This is a genomic window from Longimicrobium sp., assembly GCA_036377595.1.
Taxonomy (GTDB): Bacteria; Gemmatimonadota; Gemmatimonadetes; order Longimicrobiales; family Longimicrobiaceae; genus Longimicrobium.
Genome location: DASUYB010000099.1, coordinates 1 through 17,013 on the forward strand (window position 1 = coordinate 1; position 17,013 = coordinate 17,013).

Genomic DNA, 17,013 nt, shown 5'->3' on the forward strand with positions numbered 1-17,013 from the left:
CTGTCCGCTCTCTCCCCGCGTGGGCCGCGCGGTGACGCGCCCGGACTCCGGCCGGATGTATCGGAGCGTGACGGAAACGCTCCGATCCTGCCCGGATCTCCCGGAGTTGTCCGGGCTCCGCCAGATGGCCCGGGAATACGCACGGTTACTAGACGCGCCAGGCGACCCGGCGGAGCGCGCGGCCACGTATCACAAGCTGGGACCGCGCCTCCAGTCCGTACTCCGGGAGCTGGCCGGCCACGCACGAAGGGCCCGCGACAGTGCACCCGCTCAACTCCCCGCCAACGTCACCAGCCTCCGTGGACGCGCCCGTGATCGGAAGCACGGAGCCGCGGCTGTGGACGCCTCCACTCCGTGAGCTGACGCCGGCCACCTCGTACGGGTTCGACGTGGTGGAGTTCGCCCGGGACGTGCTCCGGGCGCCGCTCGATCCGTGGCAAGCCTGGCTGGCCATCCACGCCGGTGAGCTGACCCCGGACGGCTCCCCGCGATTCCGGCGCCTCCTCGTGATGGTGGCGCGCCAGAACGGGAAGACTCACCTCCTCGCGGTCCTCGCGGCTTACTGGCTGTTCATCGAAGCGGTGGGGCTGGTGCTGGGCACCTCCACGAAGCTGGCCTACGCCCGGGAGGCGTGGGACAAAATGCGCCGGCTGGTGGAGCGCGCCGCGGACCTGGCCGACCTTCGGCCGGCGCGGTGGACTCGCCGCTCGAACGGGGAGGTGGAGGCGTTCACGCTCCCGGACCCGGACACGCTGGAGCCGTCGCGGTACCTGATCGCGGCCGCCAACGACGAAGCGGGCCGGTCCCTGACGATCGCGCGGCTGATCCTGGACGAGCTACGCCAGCACCACGACTACGACACCTGGGACGCGGCCTACAACGCCACCACGGCCGTGTGGGACGCGCAAACCTGGGTGATCACGAACGCCGGCACGGAGCGCTCCATCGTGCTGAACGATCTACGGGACGAAGCGATCGAGGGCGGGGATCCGGCGCTGGGTCACTTCGAGTGGTCCGCACCGGTGGACGCGGATGTCCGGGACGTGCGCGCGCTGGCGGCCGCGAATCCGAACCTGGGCCGGCGCATCCGGGTGGACGCGAAGCTCCAGGAGGCGGCCGCCGCGCTCCGGGTCGGTGGCCAAAAGTTGAGCGGCTTCAAGACGGAGGCGCTGTGCATCACGGTCCCGGTGCTGGACCCGGCCATCGACCGGGGAGCGTGGGCCACGTGCCGGGAGCCGGGCACGCTGGACGGGCTCCGGGACCGGGTGGCCATGTGCGTGGACGTGGCGCCGGACGGGGAACACGTCACGCTGGCCGCGGCCGCCGTGGACCGGGACGAGCGGGTACGGGTGGAGATCGTGGAGGCGTGGGCCGGCGTGGGCGCCGCGGACCGGGCTGGCCGGGAGCTGGCCGCGCTCGTCCGGCGGGCCCGGCCGCGCGTGCTCGGGTGGCTGCCGACCGGGCCGGCGGCGGAGCTGGCCGCGTCGCTGGCGGGCCCGCGGTGGCCGCGGCACGTCCCGCTGGAGGAGATCCGGGCGGAGGTGCCGGCGGCGTGCATGGCGCTCCGCTCCGTGGTGCTGGCGCGCCGGCTGGTCCACTCCGGGGACCCGCTCCTGGACGCGCACGTGGACGCGGCGGAGCGGGTGGAGCTGGGTGACCGGTGGGTGTTCGGCCGGCGTGGGCGCGGCCACGTGGACGCCGTGTACGCGGTGGCCGGCGCTGTCCAGTTGGCGCGCGCGCTCCCGGCGCCGGTGGGCCGGCCACGCATCGTTGTGGTGGCTGACGCGTAACGGGCTCTACACTGCCGATCATGAGGCTGTGGGGCTGGGTGCGTCGTGCGGTGCTGGGCATGGACGCGCCGGCCGGCGCCCGGTTCGACGCCGCACCCATGCCCATCGATCGGGCCATCCTGGAGTGGAGCGGCAACGGCGCCACCGTCTCCCGATCGCAGGCGCTGTCGGTGCCGGCCGTGTCAAAGGGTCGCAAGCTCGTGTGTTCGATCGCGACTCTCCCGCTCGTCCAGCGCGGGCCCGGCCAGGTGGTGGCGCGCTCCCCGCTCCTGGAGCAACTGGACGCCAACGTCACCAACGTGGTGGTGCTCGCGTCCACGCTGGAGGACCTGCTGTTCGAGGGCATCGCTTGGTGGCGCGTCACCCAGAAGGACAGCGAACGCTTCCCGTACAAGATCACCCGGGTGGACCCGCGGAACGTCTCGCTCGTCCCGCCGGACAAGCCGGCGGAGGCGTGGCTACCGGCCGGCACGGAGGCCATGACGGAATGGGTGTGGATCTCCGGGGAGCGCGTCCACCGCTCCAACGTCATCCGCTTCGACTCCCCGAACGGCGCGCTCCTGCGGGACGCGGCCGCCACTATCCGCCGGGCCATCCGCTACCGGGAGGCGGCCGACAACTACGCCGCGAACCCGCAGATGACGGAGCACTTTCGCCCGGCGGAGGGTGCCGATCCGATCGATGATGAGGCGGCCGCGGAGTACATCTCCCAGTGGCGCGCGGCCAGGCGCCGCGGCTCCACGGCGTGGATCCCCCGCTCGATGGAGTACGTCCCGTCCACCGCGCCCTCCGCCGCGGACATGAAGCTGGTGGAGCTGGAGACGCGGGTGGCGCTGGACGTGGCCAACCACCTGGGCGTGGACCCGGAGACGCTGGGCGTGTCGACCACCAGCCGGACCTACGCGAACGCGCAGGATTGGCGCCGGGACCGGATCAACGACGTGTACGCCCCGTACATGGCCGCGATCAGCCAACGGCTGAGCATGGGGGACGTGACCCGGCGCGGCTACGAAGTGGCGTTTGATCTTGACGACTACATGCGCGCGAACCCCACGGAGCGGTGGGGCGTGTACTCGATCGCGCTCGACAAGGGAGTGATGACGGTGGAAGAGGTCCGGTCCGAAGAGGGTCTACCCGCGGACGGCGCGCCGGCCGCTCCCCCGGCCGGTGGCGCGGACGCCCCGGTCACGCCGGCGCCAGCGCCAGTTGATCAAGTCGCGGCCGCGCGTCTGCGCAGGTCGCAAGCGTTCGCGGACACCCGCCGGAGCGTGGAGTTCGCCGCGCTGTCCGTGGGGTTCAACGTGGACGTGCCCACGCGCACCATCCGCGGCGTGGCGCTCCCGTACGGCGAGATTGCCGCGAAGGGCGGCGACCGGTACCGGTTCGCGAAGGGCGCGCTCACCTGGAGCGCGGAGCCGTCCCGGGTCAAGCTCCTCCGCGATCACGACTTCACCCAGCCGATGGGGAAGGCCACGAACCTGGTGGACGGGGAGGCGGGCCTGGAGGCCACGTTCTCCGTGGGCGCCGGCCCGGAGCGGGACGCGGTGCTGGCGGACGCCGCAGACGGGATCCTGGACGGGCTCTCCGTGGGCGTGGACATCACGGACCTGGTGGCCGACCCGGACAACGAAGGCGTCTACCTGGTGACGGCCGGCGTGCTCCGGGAGATTTCGATCACCGCAATGCCAGCATTCGACTCCGCGCGCGTCGCCACCGTGGCGGCGTCCCGTGACCCTGGAGGGGAACCAATGACACAGCCGACCGGCACGCCGGCCGCACCCGCCGCTCCGGCGCCGGCCGGCGCCACGCCGCTCAACCTCTCGGCCGATCAGCGCGCCGCGCTCCTGGCGCTCCTGGGCGGGCCGGCGCCGGCCGCCGCGGAGCCGGGCCCCACGCCGGTGGACCCGGCCGGGCCCGCGGCCAACCCGGGCGCCCGGGTGACGGAGGCTCCGCCCTACCGCTTCACCTACGACAACCAGGGAGCGCGCCACCTCCGGCCCGGCACCCACGATCTCAGTTCGGACCTGATCCTCTCGGCGCGCGGCGACGTGGCCGCATCGGACCGGCTGGCGCACTTCATGACGGTCGCGTTCGACGTGGACCGGGCGGACGCCACCGCGCTGAACCCGTCACCCACGCGCGCGGACATGTACGTGGACCAGCGCTCGTTCAAGTACCCCGTGTGGGAGTCCATCGCGAAGGGCACCCTGGCGGACTCGACGCCGTTCATCGTCCCCAAGTTCAACTCCGCGTCCGGGCTGGTGGCCACGCACACGGAGGGCGTGGAGCCGACCCCGGGCACCTTCACCGCTACCAGCCAGACGATCACGCCCACGGCCACCTCCGGAAAGGTGGAGATCACCCGGGAGGCGTGGGACCAGGGTGGCAACCCGCAGTTGTCCGGGCTCATCTGGCGCCAGATGGAAAAGGCGTGGTACGAAGCGCTGGAGGCGAAGGCAATCGCGGTACTCGACGCGGCCAGCCCCACGGCGCTGGGCACGTTTACGGCCGGCGGCGGGACCACCGGACAGACGTTGGCGGCGGAACTGATCGCGGCGATTGCCGCGCTCCAGTTCGTCCGCGGCGGTCTGACGATGACGGACACGGCCACCCAGGTGGACCTGTACAAGGCGCTGGCCGGCGCGCTCGACAACGACAAGCGGCCGCTGTTCCCGATCATCGGACCGGCGAACGCCAACGGCCAGTCCACCGCGCTGTTCGGCTCGATCAACGTGGGCGGCATCCTCTTCCACCCGGCGTGGGCGCTCGCGGCTACCGGCTCCGTCGCGGCGTCGAGCTACCTCTACGACCGGGAGAGCGTCCACGGCTGGGCCACCGCGCCGCAACGGCTGGAATTCCAGTACCGGGTGGCGTACGTGGACCTGGCCATCTGGGGCTACTCCGCGGCGGCCATTACCGATATCGCGGGTGTCCGCGAGATCTCCTACGACCCGGTGCCGTAGCACCCGGAGGGAACTGATCATGGCTGAAAGCAAGGCACCCGCGAAGGCGACGATGGCGCCGGCCGCGCGCAACCCGGAGGGGGAGGGCGCGAACCCCACGCCGGACGTGACCATGGACGAAGCGTCCCGGTCGGTCCAGGGGCTCACGGTCCCGGAGCTGCAGGCACTCCGGCGCCGGGTGGACGCGCAGTTGGCCCGGCTGAGCGCTCAGCCGGCGGAGCCTTCGTTCGGTATCTCGGAGGGCACCCGCCAAGAGCTGGCCAACCGGGAGGCGCTGCGCGACTCGGACCCGGAGGCGGCCGCCGCTCAGGTGGTCACGTCCCCGTTCACCGGCGCGCCGGTGGATGGCGACGGCTCCCCGCGGGAGCGCTCCGGCAAGTAGCGTTTCAAGATCAAATACCTCGAGGTTTTTGAAGGGAGGTGGCCGCGGTGGCGTGGGCACCGGACTACATCACGCTCCAGGAGCTTCGGGATTTCCTGGAGGTCCCGGACGACAACACGGAGAATGACCCGCTCCTGGCCACGTACATCACGGCCGCCTCCCGGGCCATCGACATGGCGTGCCACCCGGGTGGCCTCCGCCAGTTCGGCAAGACGGACGCGCCGGAGGAGCGGACCTACGTGGCGGAGTGGCGCGCGGAGCGCGGCCGCTGGGTGGTCGTGACGGACGACTTCATGACGGCGCCCACGGCGGTCACGGCCGGCGGCGTGGCCGTGACCGGGTGGCGCGCGGAGCCGCGCAACGCGCCCACGCGCGGCCGGCCGTACGAACGGCTGGTGCTCGAAATCGGCTCCGCCGTGGTGCCGGCGTACCCGGAGTACGAAGTGGCGGTCACGGCCGTGTGGGGCTGGACGGCCGTGCCGGTCCAGATCAAGCTGGCCACCCGCCTCCAAGCGTCCCGGTTCGACTTCCGCCAGGCGTCCCCGTCCGGCGTGGCCGGCTCCCCGGAGCAAGGCAACGAACTACGGCTGTTGGCCCGGCTGGACCCGGACGTGGCCGTGAACATCGCCGGGTACGCCCGGCTGGGCCGGCCGCAGTGACCAGCGGGCCGCTGGGTGACCGCTCCCACCTGAAGCGCATATACACCCGGATCGATGATCTCAGCTCCCGGGTGTCCCGGCTGGAGCGGAACATCTACATCGGGACCGGCGGTATCGGCGCGGTGGCACTGTTCAACCTGATCAGCAACCTGGCTCAGATGGGCGGCGGCGGTGGCTGAGGGATGGGACGGCGCTACCCCGGTAGCGCAGGATGACGGCGCCACCTCATACGAGCTGGGCCAGGCGTGGACGGCGAACGGGGACCTCACGGTCAACGCGGTGCGGGTGTGGCACGGGCCCACCTCCGCCAGCGTGCTGAACCGCTCCGCCCGGGTGTGGACCACCGGCGGCGTCCAGTTGGCGGAGGTGCTGCTGGACGATGCGCTGCCGGCCGGCTGGACCACGTTCGAGCTGGAGGCTCCGCTGGAGGTGGAGGCGGGTACCTCGCTGGTGCTCAGCTATTCCACGTTCCGGTACTACGGCGCCACGCCGGGCGGGTACCCCAACGACTCCGCGGACGGGCTGGTCACCTACACATCCGGGCTGTTCACGGAGACAGCCGTACCGGTCCGGCCGACCACGGCCAGCTCCAGCTTCTACGGCGTGGACCTGGTGTACGAAGCGGGGATCGGCGGGAACACGGCGCCGGTGGCCACGCTCGTGGCGACGGTGGCCGGCCGCACCGTGACGGCCACCGCGACGGTGGAGGATGAGGCGCCGGGCACGCTTACCTACCGGTGGGAGTTTGGCGACGGGACCACCGTGCCGAACGGGACCGCGGTGGAGCAGCACACCTACGCCGCGGACGGGATTTACGCCGTGCTCCTGGTGGTCACGGACGCCGGTGGGCTGCGCGACTCCGCGGCCGTCCCGGTGGTCGCGCGCGCCGGCACGCCGGGCGGGATGGACGTGGAGGCGGTGGTCCGGGAGCTGGCCACCCGGCTGGACACCGTGGCCGGGCTCCAGGTCCACCTGGGTCCCCCGCGGAAAGTGAAGGTGCCGGCGGCCGTGGTCGCCTACCCGCGCACCATCAACTACGACAAGACCTATGGCCGCGGGTCGGACTCGATGGTGGTTCCCGTGGTCGCGCTCGTGTCCCGGCTCAACGACGATTCGGCGCTGTCCAGCCTGTCCGCTTTCTCCTCCGGGTTCGGGTCCCGGTCGGTCAAGCAAGTGCTGGAGTCCGGCGAGTATGTGACGTTCGATGATCTCCAAGTGTCGAATGCTGAGTTCGACGTGTGGACGATGGCCGGCGTGGAGTACCTGGCCGCGGTGTTCTCTGTAACGGTTATGGGATAAGGGGTTCAGCCATGGCTAAGGTACACGGCCGGAAGACAGTGATCACTGTCGATGGAGACGACATCACCGCTTTCTGCAACACATCGGAGCTGACCCGGGAGGCGGACGAACACGACACGTCCACCTACGGGCCCGACGATGCCGACTATGAGGGCGGCCTCCGGCGCGGACAGTTCACGTGTGGCGGGTTCTATGACTCCAGCGTGACCGGGCCGGCGTCCACGATGCGCGGCAAGGAAGGCACCCGGATGCCGATCGTCCGCAAGACGGAGGGCACCGGGACCGGGAAGCCACAGGAGGCGTTCACCGGGCTCCTGACGAAGTACGTGGAAACCAACCCGGTAGCCGACTTCATCACATGGTCCGCGGAGTTCCGCAAGTGCGGAGCCATCACGGACACGACACAAGCGTAGGCACGGCAACAGTTCTAGGGGGAGTCCACAGTGGACGAACAGAGGTACGCCAGCGTCACCGATCTCACGAGCGTGGGACTGGAGGAGGCAGACGTTCAACTCCCGGGCGGGATGGTGGTCCGCGTCCGGGAGCTGAGCCGCGCGGAGGTGCTGCGCATCCGCAAGGAAGCGGGCGACGATGCGCTGAAGATCGAGCGGCTGAGTCTCGTCGCGGGGATGGTGAACCCGCGCATGACGGCGGACGAAGTGGCGGCGTGGCAACGATCGTCGGGTGTCAACCGCGCGATCGGCATTGTGCAGCAACGGATCCAAGAGCTGTCCGGCATGTTCGAGGGTGCGCCGAAAAGCGACGTGGCTCGCGATGGAAACCACGGAGCTGGAGTTCGAGCACTACCTAGCGGCGAAGCTGGGCCGGACGGTGCGGGAGCTTCGGGGGACCCTGACGCAGGATGAGTGGATGCGCTGGACTGTCTACTTCGGACGGATGGCGCAACGTCAAGAGCTGGAGCGGCTGAAGGCGGGAGGCTGAGTGGCAACCATAATCGACCCCATCAGGGTCCAGGGGTTGGCGGAGTTCCGCCGCAACCTCCGCGCCATGGAGCAAGGGTTGCCGCGCGCGCTCCGGCTGGCCGGCAACGAAGCGGCGAACATCGTGGTGGACTCCGCCCGGCCGACCGTCCCCCGCCGCACCGGGAAGGCCGCACAGTCCATCAAGGCGCGCTCGTCGCAGTTGGCCACTCGGGTGTCCGGCGGTGGCTCCCGGGCGCCGTGGTTCCCGTGGCTGGACTACGGCGGGAAGGTCGGGCGAGACAACACGGCCAGCCGGCCGTGGGAGCCGGACGGCCGCTACATCTATCCCGCCTACCGGCGGGAAAAGACGCGGGTGGAGGAGACGCTGAACGCCGCGCTCCGCCGTATCGCGGATGACGCCGGGGTGGAGCTGGGATAGATGGCTGGCAACCAGGTAACCCTCACGTTCGCGGGTGACGCGGACTCCCTGACGCGCGCCATGGGGGACGTGGAGCGGGAGTCCAACGGGCTGGAGCGGTCACTGTCCGATGTGGAGAGTCAGGCACGTGCGACGGCGCGCGCGGCCGGCACATCGGAGGAGGCGTTCGAGGCTGCGGCGCGCCAGGCGGGTGTGATGGGGGAGCGGCTGGACCGGGCGTCCGGCGCCTCCTCCATGCTGTCCGGCGGTATCGGGGACATCGGTGGCGCGCTCACGGAGGCGTTCGGGGAGGATCACCCGATAGGCAAGCTGGGTGAGCAGATGGAGAAAGCCGGCACCATCATCACCGGTGTCACCGGCGCGCTCGATCTAATGATCCTGGCCAACACGGTGGCGCAAGCCTCGTGGGTCCGGACGGCCGCGTCCATGGTGGCCGCGCGTACCGCGATGATCGCAACGTCGATAGCCACCGGCGTGGCGACGGCCGCTCAGTGGTTGTGGAACATCGCCATGACGGCCAACCCCATCGGGTTGATCATCGTGGGTGTGGCCGCGCTCGTGGCCGGGATCGTATGGCTGGCAACGCAAACAGACTTCTTCGCGAAGGCGTGGAAAGTCATCTGGGACGGCATCGTGGCCTACGTGAAGTGGGTCGTGGGCAACTACCAGAAGGCGTGGGAGTTGATCGTGGCCGGCGCCAACTGGGTGATCGGGATCTTCAAGAAGATCCCCGGGCTGATCGGCTCCGCGTTCTCCACGGTGTATTCGATCATCACCGCGCCGTTCCGGGCGGCGTTCAACGCGGTGGCGAACCTGTGGAACGGCACGATCGGGCGCCTCTCCTGGACGATCCCGTCCTGGGTGCCCGGCGTGGGCGGGAACAGCATCCGGGCGCCGCGTCTGCCCACGATGCACTCCGGCGGTACCGTCCCCGGCGCGCCCGGTGCTCAGGTGCTCGCGGTGCTCCAAGCGGGCGAGACGATCGGCTCCCGGTCCGCGGCCGGCGGCCGGGCGGAGCTGGTCATCCGGTCGGACGGGACACGCCTGGCGGACGCGCTGGTCCAGCTCATAGCCGGCGCCGTGCGCGACAAGGGCGGCCGGCCGCAGGTGTTGGGGCTCAGCGGTGGCTAAGCAGGATCTCACGGCCAGCCTGTTCTACGGCGGGACGTGGAACGCCGCACCGGTCTACGGCCGGGACTCCGTGGAGATCGAGCGCGGCGCCGGCCCGGAGGGCGCGGACTCCCCGCCCACCTCGGTCAAGCTCACGCTGGACAACCGCACCCGCGACTACAACCCGGGCAACCCGGGCTCCCCGCTCTACGGCGTGGCCGGGCGGAACACGCCGCTCCAGCTCGATCTGGCCGGCTCCGTGCGCGCCACCGTGGAGGCCAGCTCGTGGCGGCCACAGGTGTCCGCGGACCAGCGGGACGCGTGGACCCCGATCGAGGGCGGCGGCATCATGCGCCGGCTGGAGCAAGGCTCGGACCCGCTCCGCTCCCCGGCGTACCGCGCGATGGTGGCGCCGGCCAACGATGCCACCCGGCTGGAGTATTGGCCGGTGGAGGAGGAGTCCGGAGCCACCGCGATCAGTTCCCCGGTCGGATCTTCCCCGCCCGTGGTGTCCGGCGCCGTGACGTACGGCGGAGGTGCCAGCCAGTCCAGCGAACGGCTCCTCCAGTTGGGCACGGACGGCCAGGTGACGTTCAGCTTCCGCACCTACAACAGCACCGAACACAAGTTGATAAACCTCTGGCGCATCCCCGCGGACGAGCTGACAGACGGCGCCATCATGCAACGGGTGGAGTGCGCCGGAGGCACCATCGACAAGTTCGAGCTGGCGTACTCCACCGGGTTCGGGCTCCGGATCCACTTCTACTCCGGGGACACGATCGTGGAGACGCTGGGCCCGGTGGCGTGGTCCGGGTTCATCGCGAACGGCGTGGAGTGGCTTAGCTCGATCGAGCTGACACAGAACGGCGCCAATATCGACGTGACCCACCTGATCGTGGAGGTGCCTACCAGCCAGGGTGGCGTCCCCACGGACACCGTGGTCGGGCACACGATCGGCCGGCTGGTCCGCGTCACCTACGGCGTGAGCGACATAGCCGGCTCCGAGATCGGCCAGGTGGCGCTGGGCAACGACACGGGAGCCTTCCCGAACTACATCTCCCCCACGAACAACAGTCTCGGGATCGGCGGGTACGCCGGGGAACGCGCCGGCCGGCGCGCGCTCCGGCTAGGCGACGAAGAGGGCGTCACGGTCACGATCATCGGGGACCCGGACGACACGCCGCGGATGGGCCCACAGCCGGCCATCACGTTCATGGAGCTGATCCGGGAGTGCGTCCGGACCTGTGACGGACTGCTCTATGAGCCGATCGACGCGCTGGAGCTGGCCATCCGGACCGGCCGGGACCTCTACAACACGGACCCGGTGCTCACCATCCCGTTCAACAACGGCGGGTTGAGCCACCCGCTGGTGGCCGACACGGGCGACCGGACCACCCGCAACGACGTGACGGTCAAGAGACGCAACGGCGGGACCGCACGCGCGGTCCAGACGAGCGGGCCGCTCAACGTGAACGCGCCGGGCACGGACCCGGAGGGCGTGGGCCGGACCACCGGCTCCGTGGACGTGAACACGGACGTGGACTCCGTGCTGGTCGACCACGCGAACTGGCACCTCCGCCGCGGCACCGTGGAGGAGCCGCGCTACTCCGCGGTCACCCTCGATCTCGATAGCCAGGATGGGCTGGCGCTGATCGCGGCCGTGGAGGCGCTGGAGATCGGGGACCGGTTCGAGCTGTCCGGCGTGCCGGACGTGCCGGACAACCCGGTCCAGGTGCTCCTGGGTACCCGGGAGGTGCTGGGCACCCACCGGCGCATGGTCACGCTCAACGGCGTGCCGGCGTCCCCGTGGGAGGTCGGCATCGTCGCGGCCAACGACGGCTCCACGGACGTGCGCGGCCAGCGCGTGGCCACCCTACTGTCCACATTGGACGGTGGCGTCAGCAACAGTGCCACCGCGCTGGTGATCGATTCCGGCGGCGTCACCTGGACCACGGACCCGGACGACTGGGACCCGGCGCGCAACGGTGGCGGGATGTTCCTGAAGCTGGCCGGGGAGCTGGTCCGGGTCACCAACATCACGGGCGCCGGGAGTGCGTGGACGCTCACCGTGGTGCGCTCCGTGAACGGCGTTGTGAAGGCTCACGCGGACGGCACTCCGGTGCGGTTCGCCTATCCCCTGGCGGTGGCACTGTGACAGCACCCAACATCCCGGCCGGCGCCGTGCTCCTGGCGGAGCGGCTGAGCCCGTGGGAGACAGCGATCAACGGCAAGATGTCCGGGCTGCTGGTAGCCAAGAGCGTGGACACCTCCCGGGCGAACACGGCCACGTACGCGAGTGATCCTCACCTTTCGGTGGCGGTGGCCGCGAACGCCGTGGTGGACGTGGAGGTCCACGGGCTCTACCAAGCGGGCGCCACCGGCCAGATGAAGTTTCAGTTCACGTTCCCGTCCGGCGGCCAGATGGACGCGGCATCGTGGCGCTACGACCCGGGAACGGACGAGTGGGCGGCCGTGGTGGGCCTGCCCGGTAGCTCCCCGCTCCAGTTCGTGACCGGTCTGATCGGCACTGGGGGGAACGTCCCGTTCACGCTGAGCGCGACACTGTTCAACGGGAGCAACGCCGGCTCCCTGGTCCTACAGTGGGCTCAGACAGTCTCGAACGCCACCGCGACGATTCTCCGCCGCGGAACCAAGATGCGCGTGACGAGCGCAGCGTAGGGGGATAGATGGCCGTCGCTGAGTATTACGCGTGGAACCGGGCCGGACGGCCGGTGCTCCGGCCGCGCTGGCTCACGGAGGTGAAGGCGGCCGCGGCGGCGGCCGGCGTGCCGTTCCTGGGGGACCTGGGGAGCGACAACTACGCGCATCTCCAGAACCCGTTCCCGCAGGATCACTGCCCGTTCTCGTATACGGAGTGGCCGGTCCAGCTCACCGGGTACTGGATCAACGCCATCGACCTGGGCGCCGGCCCGTGGTTCTGGGCGTTCCTGGAGCGCGCGCGCGCCGGGGAGTACCCGTGGCTGAAGTATGTGAACGCCTACGGGATGAACTGGTCCTGTCGGCGGAACTACTTCCGCGACTCCGTACCGTCGTCCGACACGCACTGCCACATGTCCGGCCGTACCGACATGTTGGACGCACCGATGGGCCGGAGCCCGTTCGTAGCAACGCCTCCAGCTCCTCCGAAGGATGGGAACCGTTACATGACAACGATTTACCACAAGGACGGGACCGGCGCCGGGCCCGACAACCCGGCTCTCTACGCCATGGCCGGGGAGTCCCCGGGCACGCCGGCCAACTGGCTGGAAACCTACGATTACCAGTTCGCCGTGGACCTGGTGCTGATCCACCACCCACCGGCGTACGCCCGGGCCCGGACGCTGTCCGTGGACACCTGGGACACGTGGAAGGCTGCGTACCTGGCGCCGCTGTCCACGGACGAGGTGGAGCCGGTGGAGCCCGTGGGGGACCAGCCGGCCGCGCTCAGTGGGGTGGCGTCCGATGAACGGTAAGCCGGCGCCGATCGAGCGCAAAGTCACCTGGGCGACGCTGGGCGCCTACCTCGGGACCACGGCCGGGCTGGCGGTGCTGGAGGCGGTCACCGCTCAGCCGGTGCTCGTCACGCCGCTCCCGGACATCCTGGAGCCGTTCGTGCTCGCGCTCGTCCCGGCCGGCGTGTCGTTCCTGGCCGGCGTCCGGGCGAAGCACACGCCGCGGCCGGACCTCCCGCCCGGCGACGGAAGCACACCCGGGACACGCTGAACACAGGCCGGCGGCCGCCCGCATCCCCCGCGGGCGGCCGCCTTCGTCGTCTCTATGACCAGTCGTCCCAGGAGCGGTGGAGCCGCTTGTGCGGCGTGTTCCGTGGCTCCGGGAGCCGCACCCGGCACGCGCCATCGTGGCCGTCCACGAGCGTGCACGGGAGCGTGGACAGCCGGCGCCGGCACGGGCCCGGCGCCGGCCGGGGAAGCGGGCGGGTGATGTCGTCCAGCTCCCGGACGCCGCGGCGGAGCGCGAACACGATGCCGGCCGCGGCCAGCAGTAGGCCAATGATCATGATGCCGCCGGTCAACCGGATGTAGTCGGATGCGTCCATAGCCTTCTCTCGATCTCTTCGGGGTCCGGGTACTCCCCGGCCATCACCATCAGGTCCCACAGCTGGCGCCGGCCGGCGCGCTCGATCCCCCGGACCAGGTGGAGCTTGACGGGCTCCTCGTGGGGGAGGTCCCGGCCGGCGGCCGCGTCCGCGCGGTCCCAGCCGGCCAGGTACCCCTGTGCCCACGCGCTCAACTCTTCGGGCGACACGCCCAACACTCCGGCTCCGGGCACGGCGGGAGCTGCTCCAGCATGGCCCGATGTGTGGCGCACAGCCGGACGCCCGGCCGGCACCATCGGCACTCCCGGATCTCCGCGGCCAGCTCCGCAATGATCAGATCCTCAACCGCCAGATACAGGGCCAAAAGCACCATGTGATCAAGCACGATAATCACCGTTATCGTGCATCCACCGGCGTGGAGCCGGTGGCGCACTCGTGGCAGGACACCGGGCACCTGAGCGTCACCCGGTGGTATCGCTGGTACGCCTCCCGCTCGTCCAGTTCGGCATCGTCCGCGGCCGCGGCGGCGTTACGGTCGGCGGCCTCCGCCACGCTGGCGCGCTCCTCCGGCGTGAGTTCGGCATCCTCCGCGGCCGCCGCTTCGTCGCGTTCGCGCTCGTCGTCCACCTCATCGGCCGTGAGTCCCATCCGGTCCAGCTCCGCGGCGAACGCCACGTGGATGTCCTCGGTGCCGTGGGGAAGCTCGTCCCAGGAGAACAGGCGCGGGCCGATGGGCCCGAACGCGTCGTCCAGCTCCTCTGCGGTCACCTTGCTCGGGATGTGTGCGGCCAGCGCGGCGACGATGCGCTTGGTGGCGTCGTCCCACAGGTCGATGGACACGCCGGCCAGCTCGTCCGCGGCGCGCCGCGCGGCGCGCCGTGCGTAGGTGCGGCGGGTGGCGTCCACCCGCGCCTCATCGGTAGTCATGGCCGGAGACGCTACACCCGCGTGTCCACTGTTGCCAACAGTTGACACGGGAGCGTAGTGTCCCCCTCGTGCCGATCATTCCGGGCCCGTCGCGGCCGTATGACGTGGCGCGCACCTACCTGGACGAGCGCGCCGGAGCGGGGGAGCCGCTGGCTCTGTGGAGGGACGACTGGTACACCCATCGGGGCGCCGTCTGGGAGCCCGTGGACCGGCGGGACGTGCGCGCGGACCTGGTGCGGTGGCTGGACGATGCGGAGATGCTGGCGGACGGCCGGCCGGTCCCGTGGGGGCCCATCCGTGACAAGACGATCACGGACATCCTGGCGTTGCTGGGGGACCTGGCACTCCGCCGGGCCAGTGAGGGCCCCACCGTGGGGATGTTCCTGGCGGACGTGTGGCTGAACGCGGACATGGAGCCGCGGGAGTACACGCCGGCCGTCTGGAACACCTCGGTAGCCAGCTACCGGTGGGACGTGCGCGCGGAGTGCCCACGGACGCTGGCGTGGCTATCGGACATCCTCTCCGCCGCGGACGTGGAGGTCCTGCGTCAGTGGCTCGGATACCTGGTGTCCGGGCGTACGGACCTCCAGAAAATGCTGGTGATGATCGGGCCACCGCGCTCCGGAAAGGGGACGCTGCTGTGGCTCATGGAGGAGCTGTTGGGGCCCGGCTCCACGGCCAGCGTGGCGAAGCTGAGCGTGTTCGCGGAGACGTTCGGGCTGGAGTCGTTCCTGGGCAAGCGACTCGTGGTGATGCCGGATGTGCGGTGGACCAGCCAGCACACGGCGGACGCCGTGCCGGAGATTCTGTCCATCACCGGGTGCGATGCCCGGGACGTGAACCGTAAGAACAAGACCACCTGGCATGGCCGCCTGGCCGTCCGCTTCGTGGCCGCGTCCAACGACACGCCATCCATGGCGGACGCCTCCGGCGCGCTGGCCGGCCGGATGATCACCATCACCATGTCCAAGAGCTTCCTGGGCAAGGAGGACCCGGCGCTCCGGGACGCGCTCCGGGAGGAGCTGCCGGGCATCCTCCAGTGGGCGCTGGGTGGTCTGCGGGAGCTGGAGCGCGCCGGCCGCTTCGTGGAGTCCCAGGAGTCCGTGGAGGCGCGCGAAGAGATGCGCCGGAGCGCGAACCCGCTGTTCTTGTTCATTGAGGATGACTGTGTGAAGGGCCCGTACGCGTGCGTACTGCTGGACACGCTCTATGAGCGGTACGAATCGTGGTGCCGAAAGTGGGGCTATTCAAGGCTTCCCGCACACATAGTCAGCCGTCAATTGCAGAACACCTATCGAGGGGAGATCACCACTGAGAGAGTCCGCAGACCGTCAGACGGTGTCAGAGTTCGTTGGCTGCGTGGGGTTACCCTCCGGATGGACCCGCGGTACTCTCAGGGCCCGCTCACGGGGATCTTGTACCTGGAGCCTCCTGTCCCGGATGAGCCTGTCCCGGATCCTGTCCCGGATGCTGTCCCGGATGAATATGGGCCCTGAGCTGGCCTGTCCCGGATAACCCGCATGAATTGAGCCAACTACGCGTGGCGCGCGCGCGCGCGTGCACGCATGCGCGCCACGCGCGCGCGTTCTACTAACTCTTATCTGTTAAGTCAACAAAAGACGCACCGAAAGGAAGCAACATGGTAGCCACACGGAAGGTTGCGAAGGCAGCGACCACGCCCACGCCGGCACGCCCCGTCGCACCCCTGGCGCTCGATCGCAACACCCAGCGCGCTCTCCGGGAGCTGCGCGCGCTCCGGGCCGACCGGGACGAGCTGGACCAGAAGATCAAGGACCGGGAGAGCAAGATCAAGGCGGCCATGGGTGCCCACGAGGAGGCCAGCGTGGGCGGCGTGGTCCAGGTGACGTGGAAGGCCGCGCTCCGTCAGTCGATGGACCAGACGAAGCTAAAGGAGAACTACCCGGACGCGGCCGCGGCGTGCATGAAGCAAGCCTACGTGCGCACGTTCAAGATCCTGGGTGACGCGTGAGCGGCAAGCGCTCCCGGCCGATCGAGGCTCCGGCGCCCGGGGAGTCCAGCGGGTTCGGGTGTGACCTGGCCTTCAGGATGCTGTGTGCGTTCGTGGAGCTGTGCGTGATCATGACGGGTGTGATCATCGTGGGTACGCTCCTGGTGTGAGCGGTACGGACTGGAGCCGGGGATCCACGCGCGCGTGGCGCAACACCCGCTGCCGTACGTTCCGCGCACGTGGAACCGTGTGCCAGCTACGGATACCGGGGGTGTGTACGCACGTGGCCACCCAGGTCCACCACACGAAGGGCCGGCGCCGGACCGGGGACGATCCCCGGTTCCTGGTGCCGGCCTGTCGTGCGTGCAACCTGGCGACGGGTGACCCGGGCGACCACGGCCCGGACCCGGCTCCGCGTCCCCGAACAAAGTGGTGATCATCAATGTCTGACTCGATCAGCGGTGGATTTTCCCCATCGAGGGCCGCCCCGGACAC

At 70.2% G+C, this 17,013-nt stretch carries 20 protein-coding genes; 17 read left to right on the forward strand and 3 right to left on the reverse strand.

The features are described from left to right. Window positions 1–311: 311 nt before the first annotated feature. The 14 genes from VF092_15975 to VF092_16040 all read left to right on the forward strand — a co-directional run bounded on the left by VF092_15975 (window position 312) and on the right by VF092_16040 (window position 13,288). A complete protein-coding gene (locus VF092_15975; GenBank protein HEX6748796.1) occupies window positions 312–1,790 on the forward strand; it encodes a hypothetical protein in 1,479 nt (492 codons plus the stop codon). 98 nt (window positions 1,791–1,888) lie between these two features. Next, window positions 1,889–4,753, forward strand: coding sequence for a phage portal protein (locus VF092_15980; GenBank protein ID HEX6748797.1), 2,865 nt, complete (start codon window positions 1,889–1,891; stop codon window positions 4,751–4,753). A 19-nt stretch (window positions 4,754–4,772) separates the two neighbouring features. Beyond that, window positions 4,773–5,135: a hypothetical protein gene (locus tag VF092_15985; protein HEX6748798.1), complete on the forward strand. Its 363-nt coding sequence runs from the start codon at window positions 4,773–4,775 to the stop codon at window positions 5,133–5,135. Between the two features lie 47 nt (window positions 5,136–5,182). After that, window positions 5,183–5,794: a hypothetical protein gene (locus VF092_15990; protein HEX6748799.1), complete on the forward strand. Its 612-nt coding sequence runs from the start codon at window positions 5,183–5,185 to the stop codon at window positions 5,792–5,794. Further along, window positions 5,791–5,973: a hypothetical protein gene (locus VF092_15995; GenBank protein ID HEX6748800.1), complete on the forward strand. Its 183-nt coding sequence runs from the start codon at window positions 5,791–5,793 to the stop codon at window positions 5,971–5,973. The genes VF092_15990 and VF092_15995 overlap by 4 nt, the downstream gene beginning before the upstream one ends. Beyond that, window positions 5,966–7,093 (forward strand): DUF4082 domain-containing protein, encoded by a 1,128-nt coding sequence (locus tag VF092_16000; protein HEX6748801.1) that lies wholly within the window; start codon window positions 5,966–5,968, stop codon window positions 7,091–7,093. Before VF092_15995 ends, VF092_16000 begins: the two co-directional genes overlap by 8 nt. An 11-nt stretch (window positions 7,094–7,104) precedes the next feature. Continuing rightward, window positions 7,105–7,506 carry a hypothetical protein gene (locus VF092_16005; GenBank protein HEX6748802.1) on the forward strand — a complete coding sequence of 134 codons (402 nt, stop codon included), beginning with the start codon at window positions 7,105–7,107 and terminating at the stop codon, window positions 7,504–7,506. Between the two features lie 30 nt (window positions 7,507–7,536). Continuing rightward, complete coding sequence (locus VF092_16010; protein ID HEX6748803.1) at window positions 7,537–7,959, forward strand: hypothetical protein; 423 nt, start codon at window positions 7,537–7,539, stop codon at window positions 7,957–7,959. A 76-nt stretch (window positions 7,960–8,035) separates the two neighbouring features. After that, window positions 8,036–8,455: an HK97 gp10 family phage protein gene (locus VF092_16015; protein HEX6748804.1), complete on the forward strand. Its 420-nt coding sequence runs from the start codon at window positions 8,036–8,038 to the stop codon at window positions 8,453–8,455. Continuing rightward, the gene (locus VF092_16020; protein HEX6748805.1) at window positions 8,456–9,586 is read left to right on the forward strand and encodes a hypothetical protein; all 1,131 of its coding nucleotides are present in this window, start codon (window positions 8,456–8,458) and stop codon (window positions 9,584–9,586) included. Beyond that, complete coding sequence (locus VF092_16025) at window positions 9,579–11,720, forward strand: hypothetical protein (protein HEX6748806.1); 2,142 nt, start codon at window positions 9,579–9,581, stop codon at window positions 11,718–11,720. The genes VF092_16020 and VF092_16025 overlap by 8 nt, the downstream gene beginning before the upstream one ends. Further along, window positions 11,717–12,244 carry a hypothetical protein gene (locus VF092_16030; GenBank protein ID HEX6748807.1) on the forward strand — a complete coding sequence of 176 codons (528 nt, stop codon included), beginning with the start codon at window positions 11,717–11,719 and terminating at the stop codon, window positions 12,242–12,244. The genes VF092_16025 and VF092_16030 overlap by 4 nt, the downstream gene beginning before the upstream one ends. 8 nt (window positions 12,245–12,252) lie before the next feature. After that, window positions 12,253–13,038, forward strand: a complete 786-nt coding sequence (locus VF092_16035) for a hypothetical protein (GenBank protein ID HEX6748808.1) — start codon at window positions 12,253–12,255, stop codon at window positions 13,036–13,038. Then, on the forward strand, window positions 13,028–13,288 hold the full coding sequence (locus tag VF092_16040; protein ID HEX6748809.1) for a hypothetical protein: 261 nt from the start codon (window positions 13,028–13,030) through the stop codon (window positions 13,286–13,288). Before VF092_16035 ends, VF092_16040 begins: the two co-directional genes overlap by 11 nt. 52 nt (window positions 13,289–13,340) lie before the next feature. On the opposite strand, the gene VF092_16045 is transcribed toward VF092_16040, so the two are convergent. From VF092_16045 to VF092_16055, 3 genes are all read right to left on the reverse strand, one after another. Continuing rightward, entirely contained in the window at window positions 13,341–13,583 is a 243-nt protein-coding gene (locus VF092_16045) for a hypothetical protein (GenBank protein HEX6748810.1), read from the reverse strand. An 11-nt stretch (window positions 13,584–13,594) separates the two neighbouring features. After that, complete coding sequence (locus VF092_16050; GenBank protein ID HEX6748811.1) at window positions 13,595–13,855, reverse strand: hypothetical protein; 261 nt, start codon at window positions 13,853–13,855, stop codon at window positions 13,595–13,597. Between the two features lie 163 nt (window positions 13,856–14,018). After that, the gene (locus VF092_16055) at window positions 14,019–14,549 is read right to left on the reverse strand and encodes a hypothetical protein (GenBank protein HEX6748812.1); all 531 of its coding nucleotides are present in this window, start codon (window positions 14,547–14,549) and stop codon (window positions 14,019–14,021) included. Between the two features lie 104 nt (window positions 14,550–14,653). Here VF092_16055 and VF092_16060 point away from each other — a divergent pair, with 104 nt between their 5' ends. From VF092_16060 to VF092_16070, 3 genes are all read left to right on the forward strand, one after another. Further along, window positions 14,654–16,045 carry a phage/plasmid primase, P4 family gene (locus tag VF092_16060; protein HEX6748813.1) on the forward strand — a complete coding sequence of 464 codons (1,392 nt, stop codon included), beginning with the start codon at window positions 14,654–14,656 and terminating at the stop codon, window positions 16,043–16,045. Window positions 16,046–16,188: 143 nt separating this feature from the next. Continuing rightward, window positions 16,189–16,539: a hypothetical protein gene (locus tag VF092_16065; protein ID HEX6748814.1), complete on the forward strand. Its 351-nt coding sequence runs from the start codon at window positions 16,189–16,191 to the stop codon at window positions 16,537–16,539. After that, window positions 16,536–16,688 carry a hypothetical protein gene (locus VF092_16070; protein ID HEX6748815.1) on the forward strand — a complete coding sequence of 51 codons (153 nt, stop codon included), beginning with the start codon at window positions 16,536–16,538 and terminating at the stop codon, window positions 16,686–16,688. The genes VF092_16065 and VF092_16070 overlap by 4 nt, the downstream gene beginning before the upstream one ends. The last annotated feature ends 325 nt before the right edge of the window (window positions 16,689–17,013 follow it).